We start from the raw sequence: 19,399 nt of genomic DNA, 5'->3' as shown, positions 1-19,399 counted from the left end.
ATGATATACGAGCAACTTGGTGATTTTATAAAAAAGAGGATTCAAATTTCAGACGAGGACTTAAACACTATTCTTTCTTACTTTAAACCTTTGAAACAAAGTAAAAACGATCTTTTGCTTGCGCACGGTCAAACGAGTCAGAATACTTACTTTGTTGGAAAAGGCTGTTTGAGAATCTATTTTATAAATGAAGACGGAAAAGATGTAACTCGCTACATCGCTTTCGAAAATCAGCTTGCTACGGCTTTGGTGAGTTTTATAACAAAATTACCTTCTTCAGAATATATTCAGGTTATAGAAAAATCAGAGCTTTTGTATATCAGTCACGATGATTTTAATCATTTGATGGGTATTATTCCGCAATGGAGAGAATTTTATTGCTCTTATTTAGAAAAAGCATACGTTAATAATACCAACAGATTAATGTCGTATACCACTATGGATGCTTTAGAAAGATACAATCAATTGCTAAAAATAAATCCGGCAATTGTAAAACGATTGCCTAATAAAGTAGTTGCTTCTTATATAAATATTTCACAAGAAACTTTAAGCCGATTGAAATCTAAGAGTTAAGAATGTGAATTGAATATATCAATTTTACCCACAATCTTGTCATTTCGACGGAGGAGAAATCACACTAGAAACTCGACAAAGATTGGTCTTTACGAGGAACGAAGCAATCTCATTTGCTGACTTAAATTCGTGATTTTTGTTAGTGTGGTTGCTTCGTTCCTCGCAATGACAAATATTGGGGTTACGTTGCGTTACAACGGATTAAAATCCGTTGCTACAAAATAAAACATTCCTTCGGAATTCTATTAAACGTTCCGTAGGAACAAAATATATTGTAGGGATGGATTTTAATCCATCATTCATTCGCAATTGTAACCCTATCGTGTCATTTCTAGGAACGAAGCAATCTCATTTGCTGAATTCAATTCGTGATTTTTGCTAGTGTGGTTGCTTCGTTCCTCGCAATGACAAATATTGGGGTTACGTTGCGTTACAACGGATTAAAATCCGTTGCTACAAAATAAAACATTCCTTCGGAATTCTATTAAACATTCTTTTATCTTTGTCAAAGTTTAAAACTTTGACAAAGATTTCTACACGTTAATCCTTTATGATTCACAGCTGCTACAAGTAACAAGGCTTGTAACAAGTTCTTTTGATACACTTTGACTACGTTGGTAATAAAGGCTTTTTACGCCAAGTTGCCAAGCTTCGATCATTAAACGGTTTACTTCTTTAATTGGTAATTCGGCAGGAATATTTAAGTTTAAACTTTGTCCCTGATCTACAAATTTCTGACGAATAGACGCTTGTTGTACAATCTCTAATTGACTAATTTCTTTAAAGGTTTTAAAGACATCTTTTTCGTTTTGAGAAAGTTGGCTCATATGCTGAACACTTCCGCCGTTAAGCATGATTTCTCTCCAGACTTCTTCGTTATCAAGGCCTTTTTTCTCTAATAATATTTTAAGGTATTTATTCTTACGCATAAAATTACCTTTGCTCAATCCTGCTTTATAATAATTACTGCTAAAAGGCTCGATTCCAGGCGAAGTTTGTCCTAAAATTGCTGATGAAGATGTTGTTGGCGCAATTGCCATTGTGGTTGTATTACGTCGTCCGTATCCTTTTAATAATTCAGGTTCTCCATAGATTCTCGCTAAATCCTGAGTTGCTTTATCGGCTTTATCACTTATGTGCTGGAAGATTTCTGTAGTTTTCATTTTGGCTTCTAAACCTTCAAACGGAATCATATTTTTTTGCAAATACGAATGCCATCCTAAAACTCCAAGTCCAAGCGCACGGTGTCTTTTTGCAAAACGATTTGCTGCCGAAAGATAATAGTTACCTTCTGTTTTTTCGATAAATTCCTGTAATACGGCATCAAGGAAAAAGATGGCTAATTTTACGGCTTCGGTATCTTTCCATTCTTCGTAAAGCTCCAGATTCATTGATGAAAGACAGCAAATAAATGATTCGTCAATATCTGACGGAAGCATGATTTCGCTGCATAAATTACTGGCATTTATACGCAGATTTTTATCTTTATATACTTGTGGTTTATTCTTATTTACGTTGTCACTAAAAAAGATATAAGGTAATCCTTTTTGCTGACGACTTTCGAGAACTTTTGCCCAAGTTTGTCTTTTATCACTATCGCCATCGATCATTTCCTGCATCCAATAATCGGGCACACAGATTCCGGTAAACAAATTCTGAATTGGATTTCCAATGCTTTTAATCTTCAAAAATTCTTCGATATCCGGGTGATCTACATCTAAATATGCTGCAAATGCTCCTCTACGAACTCCACCTTGAGAAATCGTATCCATTGTGGTATCAAAAAGTTTCATGAAACTTACTGCTCCACTACTCTTTCCGTTGTCTGTTACGGCGCTTCCTCTTTCGCGTAATTCTCCAAAATATCCGGATGTTCCTCCACCAATTTTGGTTTGCATGATTACTTCACCTAACTTATGTGTGATTCCTTCGATTTCGTCCGGAACATGAACATTAAAACAAGAAATTGGCAAACCGCGTTCTGTTCCCATATTTGCCCAAACGGGAGAACTAATACTCATCCAGCCGCGTTCGATCATTTCTACAAAAGAATCTTTTAGCTCTGGCTTGTAAAGTCTTTTTGCGGCAGCGGTACAAATTCTGTCAATTGCGCCTTCTACAGTTTCTCCTTTTAAAAGATATCCGCGGTTTAATATTTGTTCACTTTCAGAATTCTTCCACCACATTTTATTGTCTGCGTCGCTTAACGGAGCGCTCTTTCCTGAAATTGTATCTATTATCGTATTCATATTATTTGGCTAATTAAAAAAGGTCGTTTGCTGTAATACTTTTATCATGTTTGGTATATTCTACCGGTCTTTTTGCAAAGAAATCATCTAAACTATTCGCAAAAACTTCTTCTTCAAACCACGCCATTGGCTTATAATCTTCGGCCGGAACATTAAATATCGTTGGAATATTTATTTGTGAAAGGCTTTCGTCTACTCTAAACTTCATAAAATTTACGAGATCAGCTTTTTTGATTGTTTCGATTTCACCATCTTCAAAAATCCAATCTAATATATCTGCTTCTACAGCTATCGAATTCTTAACTGTTTCTCTAATTAATGTCAAGGTTTCCTCATCAAAATAATTTGGAAATTCTTCGCGTATTTTATTTACAATAAAAATACCTCCATTGGCATGAATTTGTTCGTCGATAGATGTCCAGGCAATGATATTACTCACATTTTTCATATATCCTTTAAATCTTGTAAAAGATAATAAGATCGCAAACTGGCTGAAAAGTGATACATTTTCGATTAGAATACTAAACAAAATCAATGATACTACATACTTTTTATTGTCTTGTGATTTGGTATCTTTAAGTACATCCGAAAGATAATCTACACGTTTGCGAATCACTGCAATCTCCATCAATTTCTCGAATTCGTCATTATATCCCAAGACTTCTAAAAGACGGGAATACGCCTCAGAATGTCTGAATTCGCACTCTGCAAATGTGCTTCCTAATCCGTTAAATTCCGGTTTTGGAAAATGCTCGTATATATTACCCCAAAAACTTTTTACGGCAACTTCAATTTGTGCAATTGCCAGCAAACTGTTTTTGATTGCCGTTTTTTCGGCTTCATTCAAATGCGAATGAAAATCTTGTGTATCTGCAGTAAAATCGACTTCGGTATGAACCCAATATGCTTTATTTATTGCTTCTGTAAATTGTAGTACCTCTGGATATTCAAAAGGTTTATAGTTGATTCTTCTATCGAAAATTGACATATATATAAGTATTAAATGGTGACTTAAAAAAGAAAAAAACAGCCATTTGGGGAGAGCTACTTTGTTTTTATACTTACAAAATTAAGCCACTGTTCTTCTTTCGACCTTCTTTTGATGTTAAAAAAAAAGGCAATTATCAACAGTTTATTGTCTCTGAAAAAGGGCAGAAAAATTACTTTTTATCAACATGCACAATACTTCCTAAATGCCAAACTGATAGCTATTTATAAAGTTTCTAAATAAAGTTATGAACATGAAAAGCAGTATAAAATGCTCTCTTTTAGAAAACAGTTATCAACAATAAGTTATAAAATTTTAAGTTTTTTATTACAAAAATGTATTTAGAGAAAGAAAACTGAACGCTAATTTATCATCAAAATAAACTTAGAAGGATTTGCATTTGAAGAAGTAAAAATATGGACAAAAATTACTTAACATTTTAATTTTAAACACATTACATAAAAACATTTACACAATAAATCATTTAACCTCAACTATTTTTTATAAATACCCTTCTCAGAAGGAGAAATTTTCAATTCAACAATTGCGATAAAAATAATTTGCTCCTAAAATAAAAGCATTAAAGCTAATTTGAAACTGTTTTCATTTTGATTAAGTAAAATATGCTGCCAATAAATCCCGAAAACTTCAAAATGATTTTAGACTAAAAAAACTTTTTTGAAACTTTTTTGAAACTTTATTTAATTCAAAAAAAAAGAGATTTTAATTTTTAGAAGCTAGTTAAAATTCTTTTGGTATGAAACACTATATTTTTTTCATTCAAAAATAATTGTAAGAAAAAATCATTAGCCATTTAATCCTTAAACAGGAAAAGTAAAACTTCACCAATAATGATGAAATTTTACTTTTCCTGTTTAAAATATTAAGTTCTTAAAGTTTGCGAAAAAAGTCTAATCTAGAAAGTTATAACGCAATCCTAATTCAAAAGTATCATTGGCGAAAGCTCCATTGTTGCCGATATAACTCGAATACGCGAGAAAGATTCCAAGTTTATTTAATTGAAGCCCAAAAGCTCCCGAAATAGCTTCATTAGTGTGATACATTGCGGATATGTTTATATTGTATTCCGGCATGTTGAATCTCCCTCCTATATCTACTATATCCTTAAATCCTCTAATACCTCTGTAAGCCAAAAGTGGCTCAATATTAAAATCATTTATTCGGCTGGATAAAAATATTTTATAACTTATCGCTGAATAGAATGTCTGATTATCTACATACCTTCTTTCGCCATTGTCGTTCTCAAAAAACACATTGTTTAAATTGGGAACTGCTGCCTGAATGGTTAATAATTTAGTCGTATATGAAATTCCAAAATCACCGTCTAAAGCGCCCCCTTGATTAAAATTCTGAATAGAAGGATCATCAATGTTTCCAGTGATTGCACTATTATCAAGGGAAAGAAAACGAGCTCCAAAAGATAATCCGAAATTTAATTTGCGATCGTCTTCGTCAAGAGGTAAATGATAAGCAAAAGTTCCCAGAATTCTAGTATTGGTTATTAAACCTGCTTTGTCACTGCTAAAATTAAGTCCATAAGCAAGTCTGTTATCCGGATTATATTCGGCTGTAGCATACATTAAAACAGGTTTTCCCGGTACATCATCCCACTGTCCCTGATATCCAATGTTTACATTTAAACCCTTATTTAGCCCAGCCATCGCAGGATTGCCCAAATATTGGTTTTGATAATACATGGCTTCGAATCTGTTCAATTGGGCACTAGCCGTATTTGTTACCAATAAAACTATACCCAAAAACAGAATTTGTCTGATGATAGATACTCTCATAATTACTCTTTTACTTGTACTCATATCGATATGGTTGTGATGTAATAATTATATTATTTGGTCTTTTTACTATAATAATTAATCTCTTATAATGGTGATGAACCCCTTGATTTTTGGTAAAGCATCGCCCAGATCAATTAGATAATAATAAGTATCATTGTTAAGTGGAGATCCGTCAAATATTCCTCCCCATTCATTGGCATATGATTTTTTAGAATATACTATTCGTCCTGCTCTGTCGTATACCGTAACGGTATTATTAGGATATAACAGGATGTCCTTAATTTCCCAGAAGTCATTTTTTCCATCTCCATTTGGTGATAAAATATTGTTTGCTACTACTTTGTCCGGTCCGACAGCTTTGTATATTGTGATTGTATACGTTTCTGTTGTTATTCCGTCTTCTGCTGTAACTACTGTTGTGATAATATTTTCTCCTGCATTTAGAATTATTGGTGTACTTGCTGTAGCATTAGCGACGGCTACTCCATTTACTGTAATATGAGAATTAAGATCAGTAACTATTGGTGTCACAGTAATCGATTTAACATCATACTTAACTGCTGCATCATAACTTGTTACATCCGATTTGAAAACTGGTTCTAAGACTCCATTACTTATAGTCAGATTGGATAATGTTGCAATATCTGAAGCTTCTTTTATAATGTTTAATATGTAAGTCTTAGTAACTAATCCGTCTGGTGAAGTAACCGTCACAACCATTTTATTGATTCCTGTTATTAATGAAATCGGTGTTAACGATCCCCCATTGACAATGGTAATTCCATTTATCTTTATTGTTGCTAAAGGATCTTCAGAAGACACTGTTATTGTTTCTGTATCAATATCATTACCAACATTTACATTATATAACAATGTATTTGGAGAGAAAGCCGGGTTAAGTAAACCACTATTAATAGTTAAACTTGCCAAATTTACATTGCTGGCAGAAGATGTTACCGTTAAAACACCCGGAACATAATTAATTACATAATTTAAGTCTAATGCTCCACTCGCTACAATTGGATATGTACCAACTGGACTTGTTGTAACTGCAATTGTACTTATCGTTGCCGGCGTATCTAAACTTGCTGCTGTATCTCCATTTACAAATCCTGAATAACTTGCGGTTAAAGTTGGATTTACTGAACCGTAAGTTTTCGTTTTATCATCGGCTGTAATGGTTAGAGTTGCTGTCGTTACTGATAGATTTCCATTCACGAAAGTGATTGTATAATTAGAATCTAAAGCTCCACTTGCTACAATTGGATATGATCCAACCGGACTTCCCATAATTGCTACTGTCGAAAGTGCTGCAGGCGTATCTAAACTTGCCGCTGTATCTCCGTTTACAAATCCGTTATAACTTGCCGTTAACGTTGGATTTGCTGATCCGTAAGTTTTAGTTTGATCATCGGCTGTAATGGTTAGAGTTGCTGTGGTTACGGCTAGATTTCCATTTACAAAAGTAATCGTGTAATTAGAATCTAAAGCTCCGCTTGCTACAATTGGATACGATCCAACTGGACTTGCATTATTAGCTATTGTCGAAAGTGTTGCCGGCGTATCTAAACTTGCCGCGGTATCTCCGTTTACAAAACCTGTATAACTTGCTGTTAAAACTGGGTTTGCAGATCCGTACGTTTTCGTTTGATCATCGGCTGTAATGGTTAGAGTTGCTGTGGTTACCGCTAGATTTCCATTCACAAAAGTAATTGTGTAATTAGAATCTAAGGCTCCGCTTGCTACAATTGGATATGTACCAACTGGACTTGTTGTAACTGCAATTGTACTTATCGTTGCCGGCGTATCTAAACTTGCTGCTGTATCTCCATTTACAAATCCGGTATAACTTGCCGTTAAAGTTGGATTTACTGAACCGTAAGTTTTCGTTTTATCATCCGCTGTAATGGTTAGAGTTGCTGTGGTTACGGCTAGATTTCCATTCACGAAAGTAATCGTGTAATTCGAATCTAAAGCTCCGCTTGCTACAATTGGATATGATCCGACAGGACTTCCTGTAACTGCAACTGTATTTATTGTTACTGGCGTATCTAAACTTGCCGCGGTATCTCCGTTTACAAATCCGGTATAACTTGCTGTTAATGTAGGGTTTGCATATCCGTAAGTTTTCGATTTATCATCGGCTGTAATGGTTAGAGTTGCTGTGGTTACGGCTAGATTTCCATTTACAAAAGTAATCGTGTAATTAGAATCTAAGGCTCCGCTTGCTACAATTGGATATGATCCAACCGGACTTCCTATTATTGCTACTGTCGAAAGTGTTGCCGGCGTATCTAAACTTGCTGCTGTATCTCCATTTACAAAACCTGCATAACTTGAGGTTAAAGTTGGATTTGCAGATCCGTAAGTTTTCGATTTATCATCGGCTGTAATGGTTAGAGTTGCTGTCGTTACTGATAGATTTCCATTCACGAAAGTAATCGTGTAATTCGAATCTAAAGCTCCGCTTGCCACAATTGGATATGAACCAACTGGACTTCCAGTAACTGCAACTGTACTTATTGTTGCTGGTATGTCTAAACTTGCCGCGGTATCTCCATTTGCAAATCCGGTATAACTTGCCGTTAAAGTTGGATTTGCAGATCCGTAAGTTTTAGTTTGATCATCGGCTGTAATGGTTAGAGTTGCTGTGGTTACGGCTAGATTTCCATTTACAAAAGTAATCGTGTAATTAGAATCTAAAGCTCCGCTTGCTACAATTGGATACGATCCAACTGGACTTGCATTATTAGCTATTGTCGAAAGTGTTGCTGGTGTATCTAAACTTGTTGCGGTATCGCCATTGACAAATCCGGTATAACTTGCCGTTAAAGCTGGATTTGCAGATCCGTAAGTTTTAGTTTGATCATCGGCTGTAATGGTTAGAGTTGCTGTGGTTACCGCTAGATTTCCATTTACAAAAGTAATTGTGTAATTAGAATCTAAAGCTCCGCTGGCTACAATTGGATATGTACCAACTGGACTTGTTGTAACTGCAATTGTACTTATTGCTGCTGGCGTGTCTAAACTTGCTGCTGTATCTCCGTTTACAAATCCGGTATAACTTGCTGTTAAAGCTGGGTTTGCTGAACCGTAAGTTTTCGATTTATCATCGGCTGTAATGGTTAGAGTTGCTGTGGTTACGGCTAGATTTCCATTAACGAACGTAATCGTGTAATTAGAATCTAAAGCTCCGCTTGCCACAATTGGATATGATCCAACCGGACTTCCTGTAACTGCAACTGTACTTATTGCTGCTGGCGTGTCTAAACTTGCTGCTGTATCTCCGTTTACAAATCCGGTATAACTTGCTGTTAAAGCTGGATTTGCAGATCCGTAAGTTTTCGATTTATCATCGGCTGTAATGGTTAAAGTTGCAGTTGTTACGGCTAGATTTCCATTAACGAAAGTAATCGTGTAATTCGAATCTAAGGCTCCGCTTGCAACAATTGGATATGAACCGACTGGACTTCCTGTAACTGCAACTGTACTTATTGTTGCTGGCGTGTCTAAACTTGCTGCTGTATCTCCGTTTACAAATCCGGTATAACTTGCTGTTAAAACTGGGTTTGCAGATCCGTACGTTTTCGTTTGATCATCGGCTGTAATGGTTAGAGTTGCTGTGGTTACGGCTAGATTTCCATTTACAAAAGTAATTGTGTAATTAGAATCTAAAGCTCCGCTTGCCATAATTGGATATGAACCGACTGCACTTCCTGTCACTGCTATTGTCGAAATCGTTGCCGGCGTATCTAAACTTGTCGCTGTATCTCCGTTTACAAAACCGGTATAACTTGCTGTTAAAGTAGGGTTTGCAGATCCGTACGTTTTCGTTTGATCATCGGCTGTAATGGTTAGAGTTGCTGTGGTTACTGATAGATTTCCATTCACGAAAGTGATTGTGTAATTCGAATCTAAAGCTCCATTTGCTACAATTGGATATGATCCAACTGGACTTGCATTATTAGCTATTGTCGAAATCGTTGCTGGTGTATATAAACTTGCTGCTGTATCTCCATTGACAAATCCGGTATAACTTGCCGTTAAAGTTGGATTTGCTGAACCGTAAGTTTTCGATTTATCATCCGCTGTAATGGTTAAAGCTGCTGTTGTTACCGCTAGATTTCCATTTACAAAAGTAATCGTATAATTAGAATCTAATGCGCCACTTGCCACAATTGGATATGAACCAACCGGACTTCCTGTAATTGCAACTGTACTTATTGTTGCCGGCGTATCTAAACTTGCTGCGGTATCTCCGTTTACAAAACCTGTATAACTTGCCGTTAAAGCTGGATTTGCTGAACCGTAAGTTTTCGATTTATCATCGGCTGTTATGGTTAGAGTTGCTGTGGTTACGGCTAGATTTCCATTCACGAATGTAATTGTGTAATTAGAATCTAATGCTCCGCTTGCTACAATTGGATATGATCCAACTGGACTTCCTGTAACTGCAACTGTATTTATTGTTACTGACGTATCTAAACTCGCTGCTGTATCTCCATTTACAAATCCGGTATAACTTGCCGTTAAAGCTGGGTTTGCAGATCCGTAAGTTTTCGATTTATCATCGGCTGTAATGGTTAGAGTTGCTGTGGTTACGGCTAGATTTCCATTCACGAAAGTAATCGTATAATTCGAATCTAAAGCCCCGCTTGCTACAATTGGATATGATCCAACTGGACTTCCTGTAACTGCAACTGTACTTATTGTTGCTGGCGTGTCTAAACTCGCTGCTGTATCTCCATTTACAAATCCGGTATAACTTGCCGTTAAAGTCGGGTTTGCAGATCCGTAAGTTTTAGTTTGATCATCGGCTGTAATGGTTAAAGCTGCTGTGGTGATAGTTAATGTAGCTCCTGTTGTATAGCTCATTGTATAATTTACAGCTGTCGCTCCACTTACTGTTAACGGATAAACACCTACTGGACTCGAAGTATCTGCTGTAGTTGTAACTGTCGCAGGAATTAATAAAACTGCTTCGGTATCACCATTTACAAAACCAGAATATGCTACTGTAAAAGTTGGATTTGCCGAGCCATATGTTTTAGTTTGATCATCTGCAGTAACGGTAAGATTAGCAGTATTTATAGAAAGATTTCCATTCACGTAAGTGAAAGCATAATTTGGATTTACTGCTCCTGTTGCGGTTATAGGATAACTTCCTACTCCGCTTACTACAAGTGCTGTTGTTGAAACACTTGGAGCTGTAGTTAAGCTTGTGACTGTATCTCCATTTACAAATCCTGCATAACTAACCGTTAATGTTGGATTTGCATCGCCATAAACTTTAGTTTTATTATCTGCTGTAACCGTTAAGGTTGCTGGGCTTACTGTACTGGAAATTGTTGCTACGTTTACGGTAAGTGCACTATTACTAGTTAAAACTATATCTCCAGAATAGCTTCCTGCTGCAATATTTCCCTTTAATCTTATATACACTGGCGTAGAAGCGATAATTCCCAACGCACCAACTGTAACAGTATTTGTAAAAGTACTATTATCTGTACTTACTTCAAATCCTGAAGGTGCAGTAACTAAGATTCCAGCAAGCATATCGCTTCCTGAAACATTAAATGTACCGGATGTTGATGCGGTTCCATACGTAGTAGTTAATGCAGATAAAGTTCCCGTGGTTACAATAGTTGGTGGTGCTGTTCTGGTAACAACGACTGTATAAGTTTCTGTTGTTATACCATCTTGAGCTGTTACAATTGTAGTAATTGTGTTTGTGCCTACTGCCAAAGCAAGAGCTCCCGAAGCATTTCCGCTAATTACTGTAACTCCATTTACGGTTACGGTTGCATCTGCATCCTGGGTAACTGGTGTTACAGTTATACTTGTAATAGCGTTCGCAACAGTAGCTGTATAATTCTTAGTTGTTACTGCAAAAACTGGTGTTAAAGTGCCCTGACTTATGCTAAGATTAGTCAATAGAGCATTAGTTAATGGCAATACTTCTAATATTCCCGGAACATAATTAAAACTATAATTCACAGCTACAGCTCCACTTGCCGTAATTGGATAATTTCCAACAGGACTTGCTGTGATAGCAGTTGTTGTAATTGTAGCCAAAGTTGTTAAGCTTGTTTCGGTTTCTCCATTGGCAAAACCAGAATAGGTTGCCGTTAAAGTTGGATTTACATCGCCAAAATCTTTAGTCTTATTGTCAGCAGTTATGGTTAAAATTGCTTTGGTAACTGTTAAACTTCCCGCAACGTAACTAAAAGTATAATTTGTATCTACTGCTCCGCTTGCTGTTATTGGATAACTTCCAACTGGACTTGTCGCGTCTGCTGTAGTTGTAATACCTGGAGCTGTGGTTAAACTCGCAACGGTGTCGCCATTGGCAAAACCTGAATACGTTACCATTAAAGTTGGATTGACATCGCCATAAACTTTTGTCTGATTGTCTGCTGTTACCGTTAAGATAGCGGCAGTCACCGTTAAGCTTCCTGCAACATAATTAAATGTATAATTTGAAGATACTGCTCCGCTTGCCGTAATTGGATAACTTCCAACAGGACTTCCCGTCACTGCTGTAGTTGTTATCGTTGGAGCTGTGGTTAAACTCGCAACTGTATCGCCATTGGCAAAACCTGAATACGTTACCGTTAATGTTGGATTTACATCGCCATAAACTTTTGTCTGATTGTCTGCTGTTACTGTAAGCACAACAGGTGTTACGCTTAAACTTCCTGCAACATAACTAAAGGTATAATTTGAAGAAACTGCTCCGCTTGCCGTAATTGGATAACTTCCAACAGGACTTCCCGTCACTGCTGTAGTTGTTATCGTTGGAGCTGTGGTTAAACTCGCAACTGTATCGCCATTGGCAAAACCTGAATACGTTACCGTTAATGCTGGATTAACTTCTCCATAAACTTTTGTTTGATTGTCTGCTGTTACTGTAAGCACAACAGGAGTTACGTTTAAACTTCCCGCAACATAACTAAAGGTATAATTTGAAGAAACTGCTCCGCTTGCCGTAATTGGATAACTTCCAACTGAACTTGATGTGTCAGCCGTAGTTGTAATACTTGGCGCAGTGGTTAAACTTGCAACCGTATCGCCATTGGCAAATCCTGAATAAGTAACGGTTAATACCGGATTCACAGCGCCGTAAACTTTTGTCTGATTGTCTGCTGTTACAGTTAAGGTAGCAGCAGTCACTGTTAAGCTTCCTGCAACATAGGCAAAAGTATAATTTGAAGAAACTGCTCCGCTTGCTGTAATTGGATAACTTCCAACTGGACTTCCTGTTACTGCTGTTGTAACTATCGTTGGAGCTGTAGTTAAACTCGTAACTGTATCGCCATTAGCAAAACCTGAATACGTTACTGTTAATGTTGGATTTACATCGCCATAAACTTTCGTCTGATTGTCTGCTGTTACTGTAAGCACAACAGGTGTTACGCTTAAACTTCCTGCAACGTAACTAAAGGTATAATTTGAAGATACTGCTCCGCTTGCTGTAATTGGATAACTTCCAACTGAACTTGTAGCATCTGCTGTGGTTATTATCGTTGGCGCGGTGGTTAAACTCGCAACTGTATCTCCATTTGCAAAACCTGAATACGTTACTGTTAAAGTTGGATTCACATCGCCGTAAACTTTCGTCTGATTGTCTGCTGTTACTGTAAGCACAACAGGAGTTACGTTTAAACTTCCCGCAACATAACTAAAGGTATAATTTGAAGAAACTGCTCCGCTTGCCGTAATTGGATAACTTCCAACTGAACTTGATGTATCTGCTGTAGTTATTATCGTTGGCGCGGTGGTTAAACTCGCAACTGTATCTCCATTTGCAAAACCTGAATACGTTACTGTTAAAGTTGGATTCACATCGCCGTAAACTTTCGTCTGATTGTCTGCTGTTACTGTAAGCACAACAGGAGTTACGTTTAAACTTCCCGCAACATAACTAAAGGTATAATTTGAAGAAACTGCTCCGCTTGCCGTAATTGGATAACTTCCAACTGAACTTGATGTATCTGCTGTAGTTGTAATACTTGGAGCTGTAGTTAAACTCGCAACTGTATCGCCATTGGCAAAACCTGAATACGATACTGTTAATGCCGGATTCACTGCGCCATAAACTTTTGTCTGATTGTCTGCTGTTACTGTAAGCACAACAGGAGTTACGTTTAAACTTCCTGCAACGTAACTAAATGTATAATTTGAAGAAACTGCTCCGCTTGCTGTAATTGGATAACTTCCAACTGAACTTGATGTATCTGCTGTAGTTGTTATCGTTGGAGCTGTAGTTAAACTCGCAACCGTATCGCCATTGGCAAAACCTGAATACGTTACCGTTAATGCTGGATTAACTTCTCCATAAACTTTTGTTTGATTGTCTGCTGTTACTGTAAGCACAACAGGAGTTACGTTTAAACTTCCCGCAACATAACTAAAGGTATAATTCGAAGAAACCGCTCCGCTTGCTGTAATTGGATAACTTCCAACTGGACTTCCTGTTACTGCTGTTGTAACTATCGTTGGAGCTGTAGTTAAACTCGCAACTGTATCGCCATTGGCAAAACCTGAGTACGTTACAGTTAATGTAGGATTTACATCGCCATAAACTTTTGTCTGATTGTCTGCTGTTACCGTTAAAGTAGCTGCAGTCACTGTTAAACTTCCTGCAACGTAACTAAATGTATAATTTGAAGAAACTGCTCCGCTTGCTGTAATTGGATAACTTCCAACTGAACTTGATGTATCTGCTGTAGTTGTTATCGTTGGAGCTGTGGTTAAACTCGCAACTGTATCTCCATTGGCAAAACCTGAATACGTTACCGTTAATGCTGGATTAACTTCTCCATAAACTTTTGTTTGATTGTCTGCTGTTACTGTAAGCACAACAGGAGTTACGTTTAAACTTCCTGCAACGTAACTAAATGTATAATTTGAAGAAACTGCTCCGCTTGCTGTAATTGGATAACTTCCAACTGAACTTGATGTATCTGCTGTAGTTGTTATCGTTGGAGCTGTAGTTAAACTTGCAACCGTATCTCCATTGGCAAAACCTGAATACGTTACCGTTAATGCCGGATTGACATCGCCATAAACTTTCGTCTGATTATCTGCTGTTACTGTAAGCACCACAGGAGTTACGTTTAAACTTCCCGCAACATAACTAAAAGTATAATTCGAAGAAACCGCTCCGCTTGCTGTAATTGGATAACTTCCAACTGGACTTCCTGTTACTGCTGTTGTAACTATCGTTGGAGCTGTAATTAAACTCGCAACTGTATCGCCATTGGCAAAACCTGAATACGTTACCGTTAAGGCTGGATTCACAGCGCCGTAAACTTTTGTCTGATTGTCTGCTGTGACAGTTAAAACTGCTTTATTAACCGTACTTAAAATTGTAGCAACATTTACTGTAGTTGCAGTATTACTAGTTAAAACTATATCACCTGAGTAATCTCCAGCTGCAATATTTCCTTTTAATCTTATATATACCGGCGTAGAAACAATAACTCCCAAAGCTCCAATTGTAGTTGTATTACCAAAAGTAACATTATCACTACTTACTTCAAATCCTGTGGGAGCCGTTACTAAAATTCCGTCAAGCATATCGGTACCCGAAACATTAAAAACACCAGCTGTAGAAACCGAACCGTAAGTACTTGTCAATGCCGTTAAAGTACCAGTTGTTACAATTGTTGACGGGGCTGTTCTCGTTACGCTAGTAGTATAAGTTCCTAATGTAGTGCCATCTTGAGCTGTAACTATCGTGGTGATAACATTAACACCAACCGTCAAAGCAATTGCGCCAGATGGGCTTCCGCTAGTGACTACTACTCCGTTTACCGTTACTGTAGCATTACTATCTGTTGTTGTTGGTGTTACGGTTAAGTCTGTCGTGGCATTTGGTACTACAGCTGTATAAATTGTAGTTGCAGCTGCAAAAACGGGAGTTAATGTTCCTTCACTAATGCTCAAATTACTTAATGTCGCTACATTATTGAGAGTGGTTATGTTTACAGGATTTCCTGTACTTACAGTAGATAAATACAATTCATCAGTGGCAGAACCATTTCGCTCCACTACCATAACTCTATAATCTGTTGCAGGAGTTAATCCTGTTATATTTACCGTTGTACCAGTTCCGTAATAAACACAAAACCAACCTGTAGTGCCAATTTGTGCTCCTGTACTAAAAATGGCATTTGCAGTATAAGGCGTGAAATCTACCGGAACAGGACTGCCACTTGTTCCCGCATACATAAATACAGCTCTTGAAGAGCCATTTCCGTTAGTCCAGGTTGCAGTAGTTGCAGTTGCAGTAGTTGCGGTAAAAGTAACATTTGTAGCCTGAATAGTTGGTGCAAATAATGGATTATTGCGAAAAATACCAATATTGCTAGCGTTACTATTTGCAGTAACCACATCATATTTTCCATCACCGTCTAAATCTCCAATTGCAACCGATCCAGTATTAATATTCGCCGCAAAATCTACTCTAGGGCCAAAACTAATTGGACCGCTTGTTACTGCTGTATTATGAAAAACGGATAAAACTGAGCCGCCTGTAGATACAACTAAGTCCGGATTTCCATCACCATCCAAGTCACCTATAGCCTCCGACCTTGGATTTGTACCTATAACAAAATCAACTTTAGTATCAAAACTAATATTTCCTACTCCTGACGATGTATTTCTAAAAACAGATATAGAATTACTTCCAGTTCCATTATAACCTACAGCAAGGTCGTTTTTTCCGTCTTTGGTTACGTCGCCAATTGCAATACTATATGGGCCAAGGTTTGCTGGAAAAACGACTTGATTAGCAAAACTTATAGAACCGATGGCAGAAGTATTACGTAAAATAGATATCGAATTTCCGGAATTATTAGCCACTGCCAAATCCGCTTTTCCATCACCGTCCAAATCACCACATACCATTGCATAAGGGGCTGCTCCAACACTAAAACTTGTTAAGCCGCTAAAACTAATGTTTCCTACTGTCGAAGTCAAATTACGATAGACACTTACAGTAGTACCCCCATAGGCTGTTACAGCTATATCAACTTTACCATCTCCATCTATATCTGTTACGACTAAGCCAATAGGGTTTGCCCCTGAAGATAAGTTAGTTCGAGCACTAAAACTGATATTTCCAAGTGTCGATGTATTTCTATAATAAGAAATTGTATTTCCATTAAAATTACTTACGACCATATCTAGTTTACCATCTGCATCTAAATCACCAAACACAACACCACGTGCACTGCCTCCAGCTGTATAACTAACGCCTGCGGCAAAAGAAGATGAAGTAATGGTGCCGCTTACTGATATATTTCTGTATATAGTAACCACTGAATCTGAAGTCACGGCTAAATCTGCTTTTCCGTCTCCATCTAAATCTCCAATAGCTACCCTGTAAGTGGCTCCGGGAGTCGAAGCAATATTGACAATTGGAGACAAGTCATCTATCGTTATATTTCCTTTATTTGGAGAGAAAGTTGTTAAAAATGGTACAGATGAGTTCCCAATTAACAGAGTAGTACCATTTAATACGGTTATAGGTTGATAAGAGGCAGAAACAGGAACTGTTACAGTCAAACTGGTAGTGCTTGCTGCTGTAACAGTAGCTTGAACACCTCCAAAAAACACAATATTTTCAGCGATTGTGGCTCCAAAATTAGCTCCGGTAATTATTACTGTTGTGCCAACCGGACCCGTTTGAGGAGTAAAACTTGATATTGTTGGAGACGATCCGGCAAGCAAAGGAGGCTCCGAAGTTTGAAAAGTAAAAACTGAACCTGTTGGCAAATCAACATTATCAAAACTAACTTTATTGCCTAAAAGTGATGTTGCAGTATAACGCACTACAGCAGCTCCATCAAAATTACCTGTACCACTGGTATCTACTAAAAGAGTATAACCGTTTGCACCTGTTGCTGTATAAGAAAGTCCGCTTATATCATAACTTAATGTTACAGTTCCGGGGTTTCCTGCGCTTTGTACTTTCCATGTTCTTTGCACCCTTTTTACAAGGTTTCCACCTATCAATTCATCTATTTCTGCAAGTAAATTAACATCCCTTCCAATCATCAAAAAACCATTGTTGTTTAATGACGAGGGATTACTAATGGTAATATTTCCTTTTCCGCTTTGCCCTGTTCCATCTCCACTACCAGTATTTACACTGTTCGATTGTGTCTGCAATAAACCGGAAGTATCGTCCTGCCCTATTCCAAAAACATCATTATCAAATAGTACATTTGCAGTTGCGTCCCAAACTACAGTTCCTGCACTGTTAAGATAATTGCCCGGTTTATGAATTCCGTATTTTATCGCTAGGTACGATTCTACACTTACTGCGGCATTCCCTGTTATTGCACCCGGATACATGATTATCTCGGCTATATTACCTCTCCATTGATCGCTTGTACTGTTTACATAAGAACCAATTCTTCCGCTATTTGCTGCAAGAACTGTGTTCCAACCTGTTTGAACACCAGTTCCGATAGGTATTCCGGCATCAAAAAAAGATACTGTTGGCGTGCTGTATGTAACTCTTCCTAACTTTGGTAAATTGGCAGTCCAGAAACCCGCAGTAGATTCTGATTCATCAGTATCTCCGCTCACGTGAAGTGTTGTTGATCCTATGACTTTTCCAACATTAAAAGCAGCTCCTAAACTCGCGGTACCATATCCATAAACCCAACTATTTCCAGGTTGAGTATTAGCAGATGTAGCAACTACAAATACTGTACGGGCACTAGTTCCTGATGGAAGACCATTTGTTGGTGTAGTTAAATAATTAGCACCTGAAAAAGTAACAGCCTCATTAAAATTAATACTATTAGCATTATAAGCAGGCTGATTAACTGCAGTAAGTTGCGTAGCATTATTCGCACTTGCACTTGAATCATTCCAAATTGCAACTGTACCTCCAACTAAAGATACACCGGAGTTTGCTTTATACCATAAAACATCTCCAGTAACACCACCAGGATTTTGCGCAACTAAAGAAAAAGGACTTACTATAAGAGTAATCCAAAAAAGAAAAAAAGAAATTCTTGTAAATCGATGAGTAGAAGTATAAATCATACCTTATTTTTTTAATTTTTAATCTAAAAAACAAATTGTCGAATTATTATGATACAACACATAAACAATTCAAATTCAAAATATTAAAATATATTAAAGCTAAAATCTATTGTCCATGAGTTTTTTTTAAACCTCTCGAATAGATTTTGTGAAATGTGGTATTTTTTGAATGGATTGAAATAAAAACCTTATTTTAATAATTACATTGTTTTTAAATTGTGCAGTTTGATTTCATTTTTAAAAAGCGAAATCGGACAACTAATTCCAGAATTACTAAAATTTTTAAATGGTTAATTATTTCGTTGTTATTGGTTTTTCCGATCTGAGAACAATTTGCTATAATCTCCGATACTTTTTCCAACAGAGTGAAGGCATGTAATTTTTAACTGGCTTCGATGTGGTATTTTTTGTATGTAAGAAATTCCAAACGATCTGTTTAGAATCTATTTACTAATTTGTAAAAGAAGATTTACAATTATTAAAAGTAAAATTCTTTTGAAAGTCTAAACTACAGAAATTATCTTATTAAAATTTTAATAAATGGTTGCATTTTATAATTTGCAACAATTTAGAGTGTTTTTATTTGAAAGATAATTCTGTAATAAAAGTAAAAATACAAATTATTCTTAAACAAAACATAAATAAAATCTTATAAATAAATTTAAAGTTCAATCTTAAAATCAAATTATGTTTCAAATTTCTAAAAA

The 19,399-nt window shown here is 36.8% G+C and carries 5 protein-coding genes; 1 reads left to right on the top strand and 4 read right to left on the bottom strand.

The window, feature by feature from the left end; all coding sequences use genetic code 11:
* On the top strand, nt 1-573 hold the full coding sequence (locus C8C83_RS19865) for a Crp/Fnr family transcriptional regulator (RefSeq protein WP_199735310.1): 573 nt from the start codon (nt 1-3) through the stop codon (nt 571-573).
* 548 nt (nt 574-1,121) lie between these two features.
* Here the strand turns inward: C8C83_RS19865 and C8C83_RS19860 are convergent.
* The 4 genes from C8C83_RS19860 to C8C83_RS19845 form a co-directional block, all read right to left on the bottom strand.
* On the bottom strand, nt 1,122-2,822 hold the full coding sequence (locus C8C83_RS19860) for a ribonucleoside-diphosphate reductase subunit alpha (protein ID WP_121330311.1): 1,701 nt from the start codon (nt 2,820-2,822) through the stop codon (nt 1,122-1,124).
* Nucleotides 2,823-2,835: 13 nt separating this feature from the next.
* Nucleotides 2,836-3,810 (bottom strand): ribonucleotide-diphosphate reductase subunit beta, encoded by a 975-nt coding sequence (locus C8C83_RS19855; protein ID WP_132011867.1) that lies wholly within the window; start codon nt 3,808-3,810, stop codon nt 2,836-2,838.
* A gap of 911 nt (nt 3,811-4,721) precedes the next feature.
* Nucleotides 4,722-5,645 carry a PorP/SprF family type IX secretion system membrane protein gene (locus C8C83_RS19850; protein WP_121330310.1) on the bottom strand — a complete coding sequence of 308 codons (924 nt, stop codon included), beginning with the start codon at nt 5,643-5,645 and terminating at the stop codon, nt 4,722-4,724.
* Between the two features lie 54 nt (nt 5,646-5,699).
* Nucleotides 5,700-18,692: an MBG domain-containing protein gene (locus tag C8C83_RS19845; protein WP_121330309.1), complete on the bottom strand. Its 12,993-nt coding sequence runs from the start codon at nt 18,690-18,692 to the stop codon at nt 5,700-5,702.
* Nucleotides 18,693-19,399 lie beyond the last annotated feature (707 nt).

The organism is Flavobacterium sp. 90 (assembly GCF_004339525.1).
Lineage (GTDB): Bacteria > Bacteroidota > Bacteroidia > Flavobacteriales > Flavobacteriaceae > Flavobacterium.
The sequence above is the reverse complement of the archived record's forward strand: the minus strand, read 5'-3'. Positions and strand labels throughout refer to the sequence as shown.

Excerpts from the sequence above, each read along its gene's own strand:
- C8C83_RS19865 (WP_199735310.1), top strand. The coding sequence starts at position 1 with ATGATATACGAGCAACTTGGTGATTTTATAAAAAAGAGGATTCAAATT.
- C8C83_RS19860 (WP_121330311.1), bottom strand. The coding sequence starts at position 2,822 with ATGAATACGATAATAGATACAATTTCAGGAAAGAGCGCTCCGTTAAGC.
- C8C83_RS19855 (WP_132011867.1), bottom strand. The coding sequence starts at position 3,810 with ATGTCAATTTTCGATAGAAGAATCAACTATAAACCTTTTGAATATCCA.
- C8C83_RS19850 (WP_121330310.1), bottom strand. The coding sequence starts at position 5,645 with ATGAGTACAAGTAAAAGAGTAATTATGAGAGTATCTATCATCAGACAA.
- C8C83_RS19845 (WP_121330309.1), bottom strand. The coding sequence starts at position 18,692 with ATGATTTATACTTCTACTCATCGATTTACAAGAATTTCTTTTTTTCTT.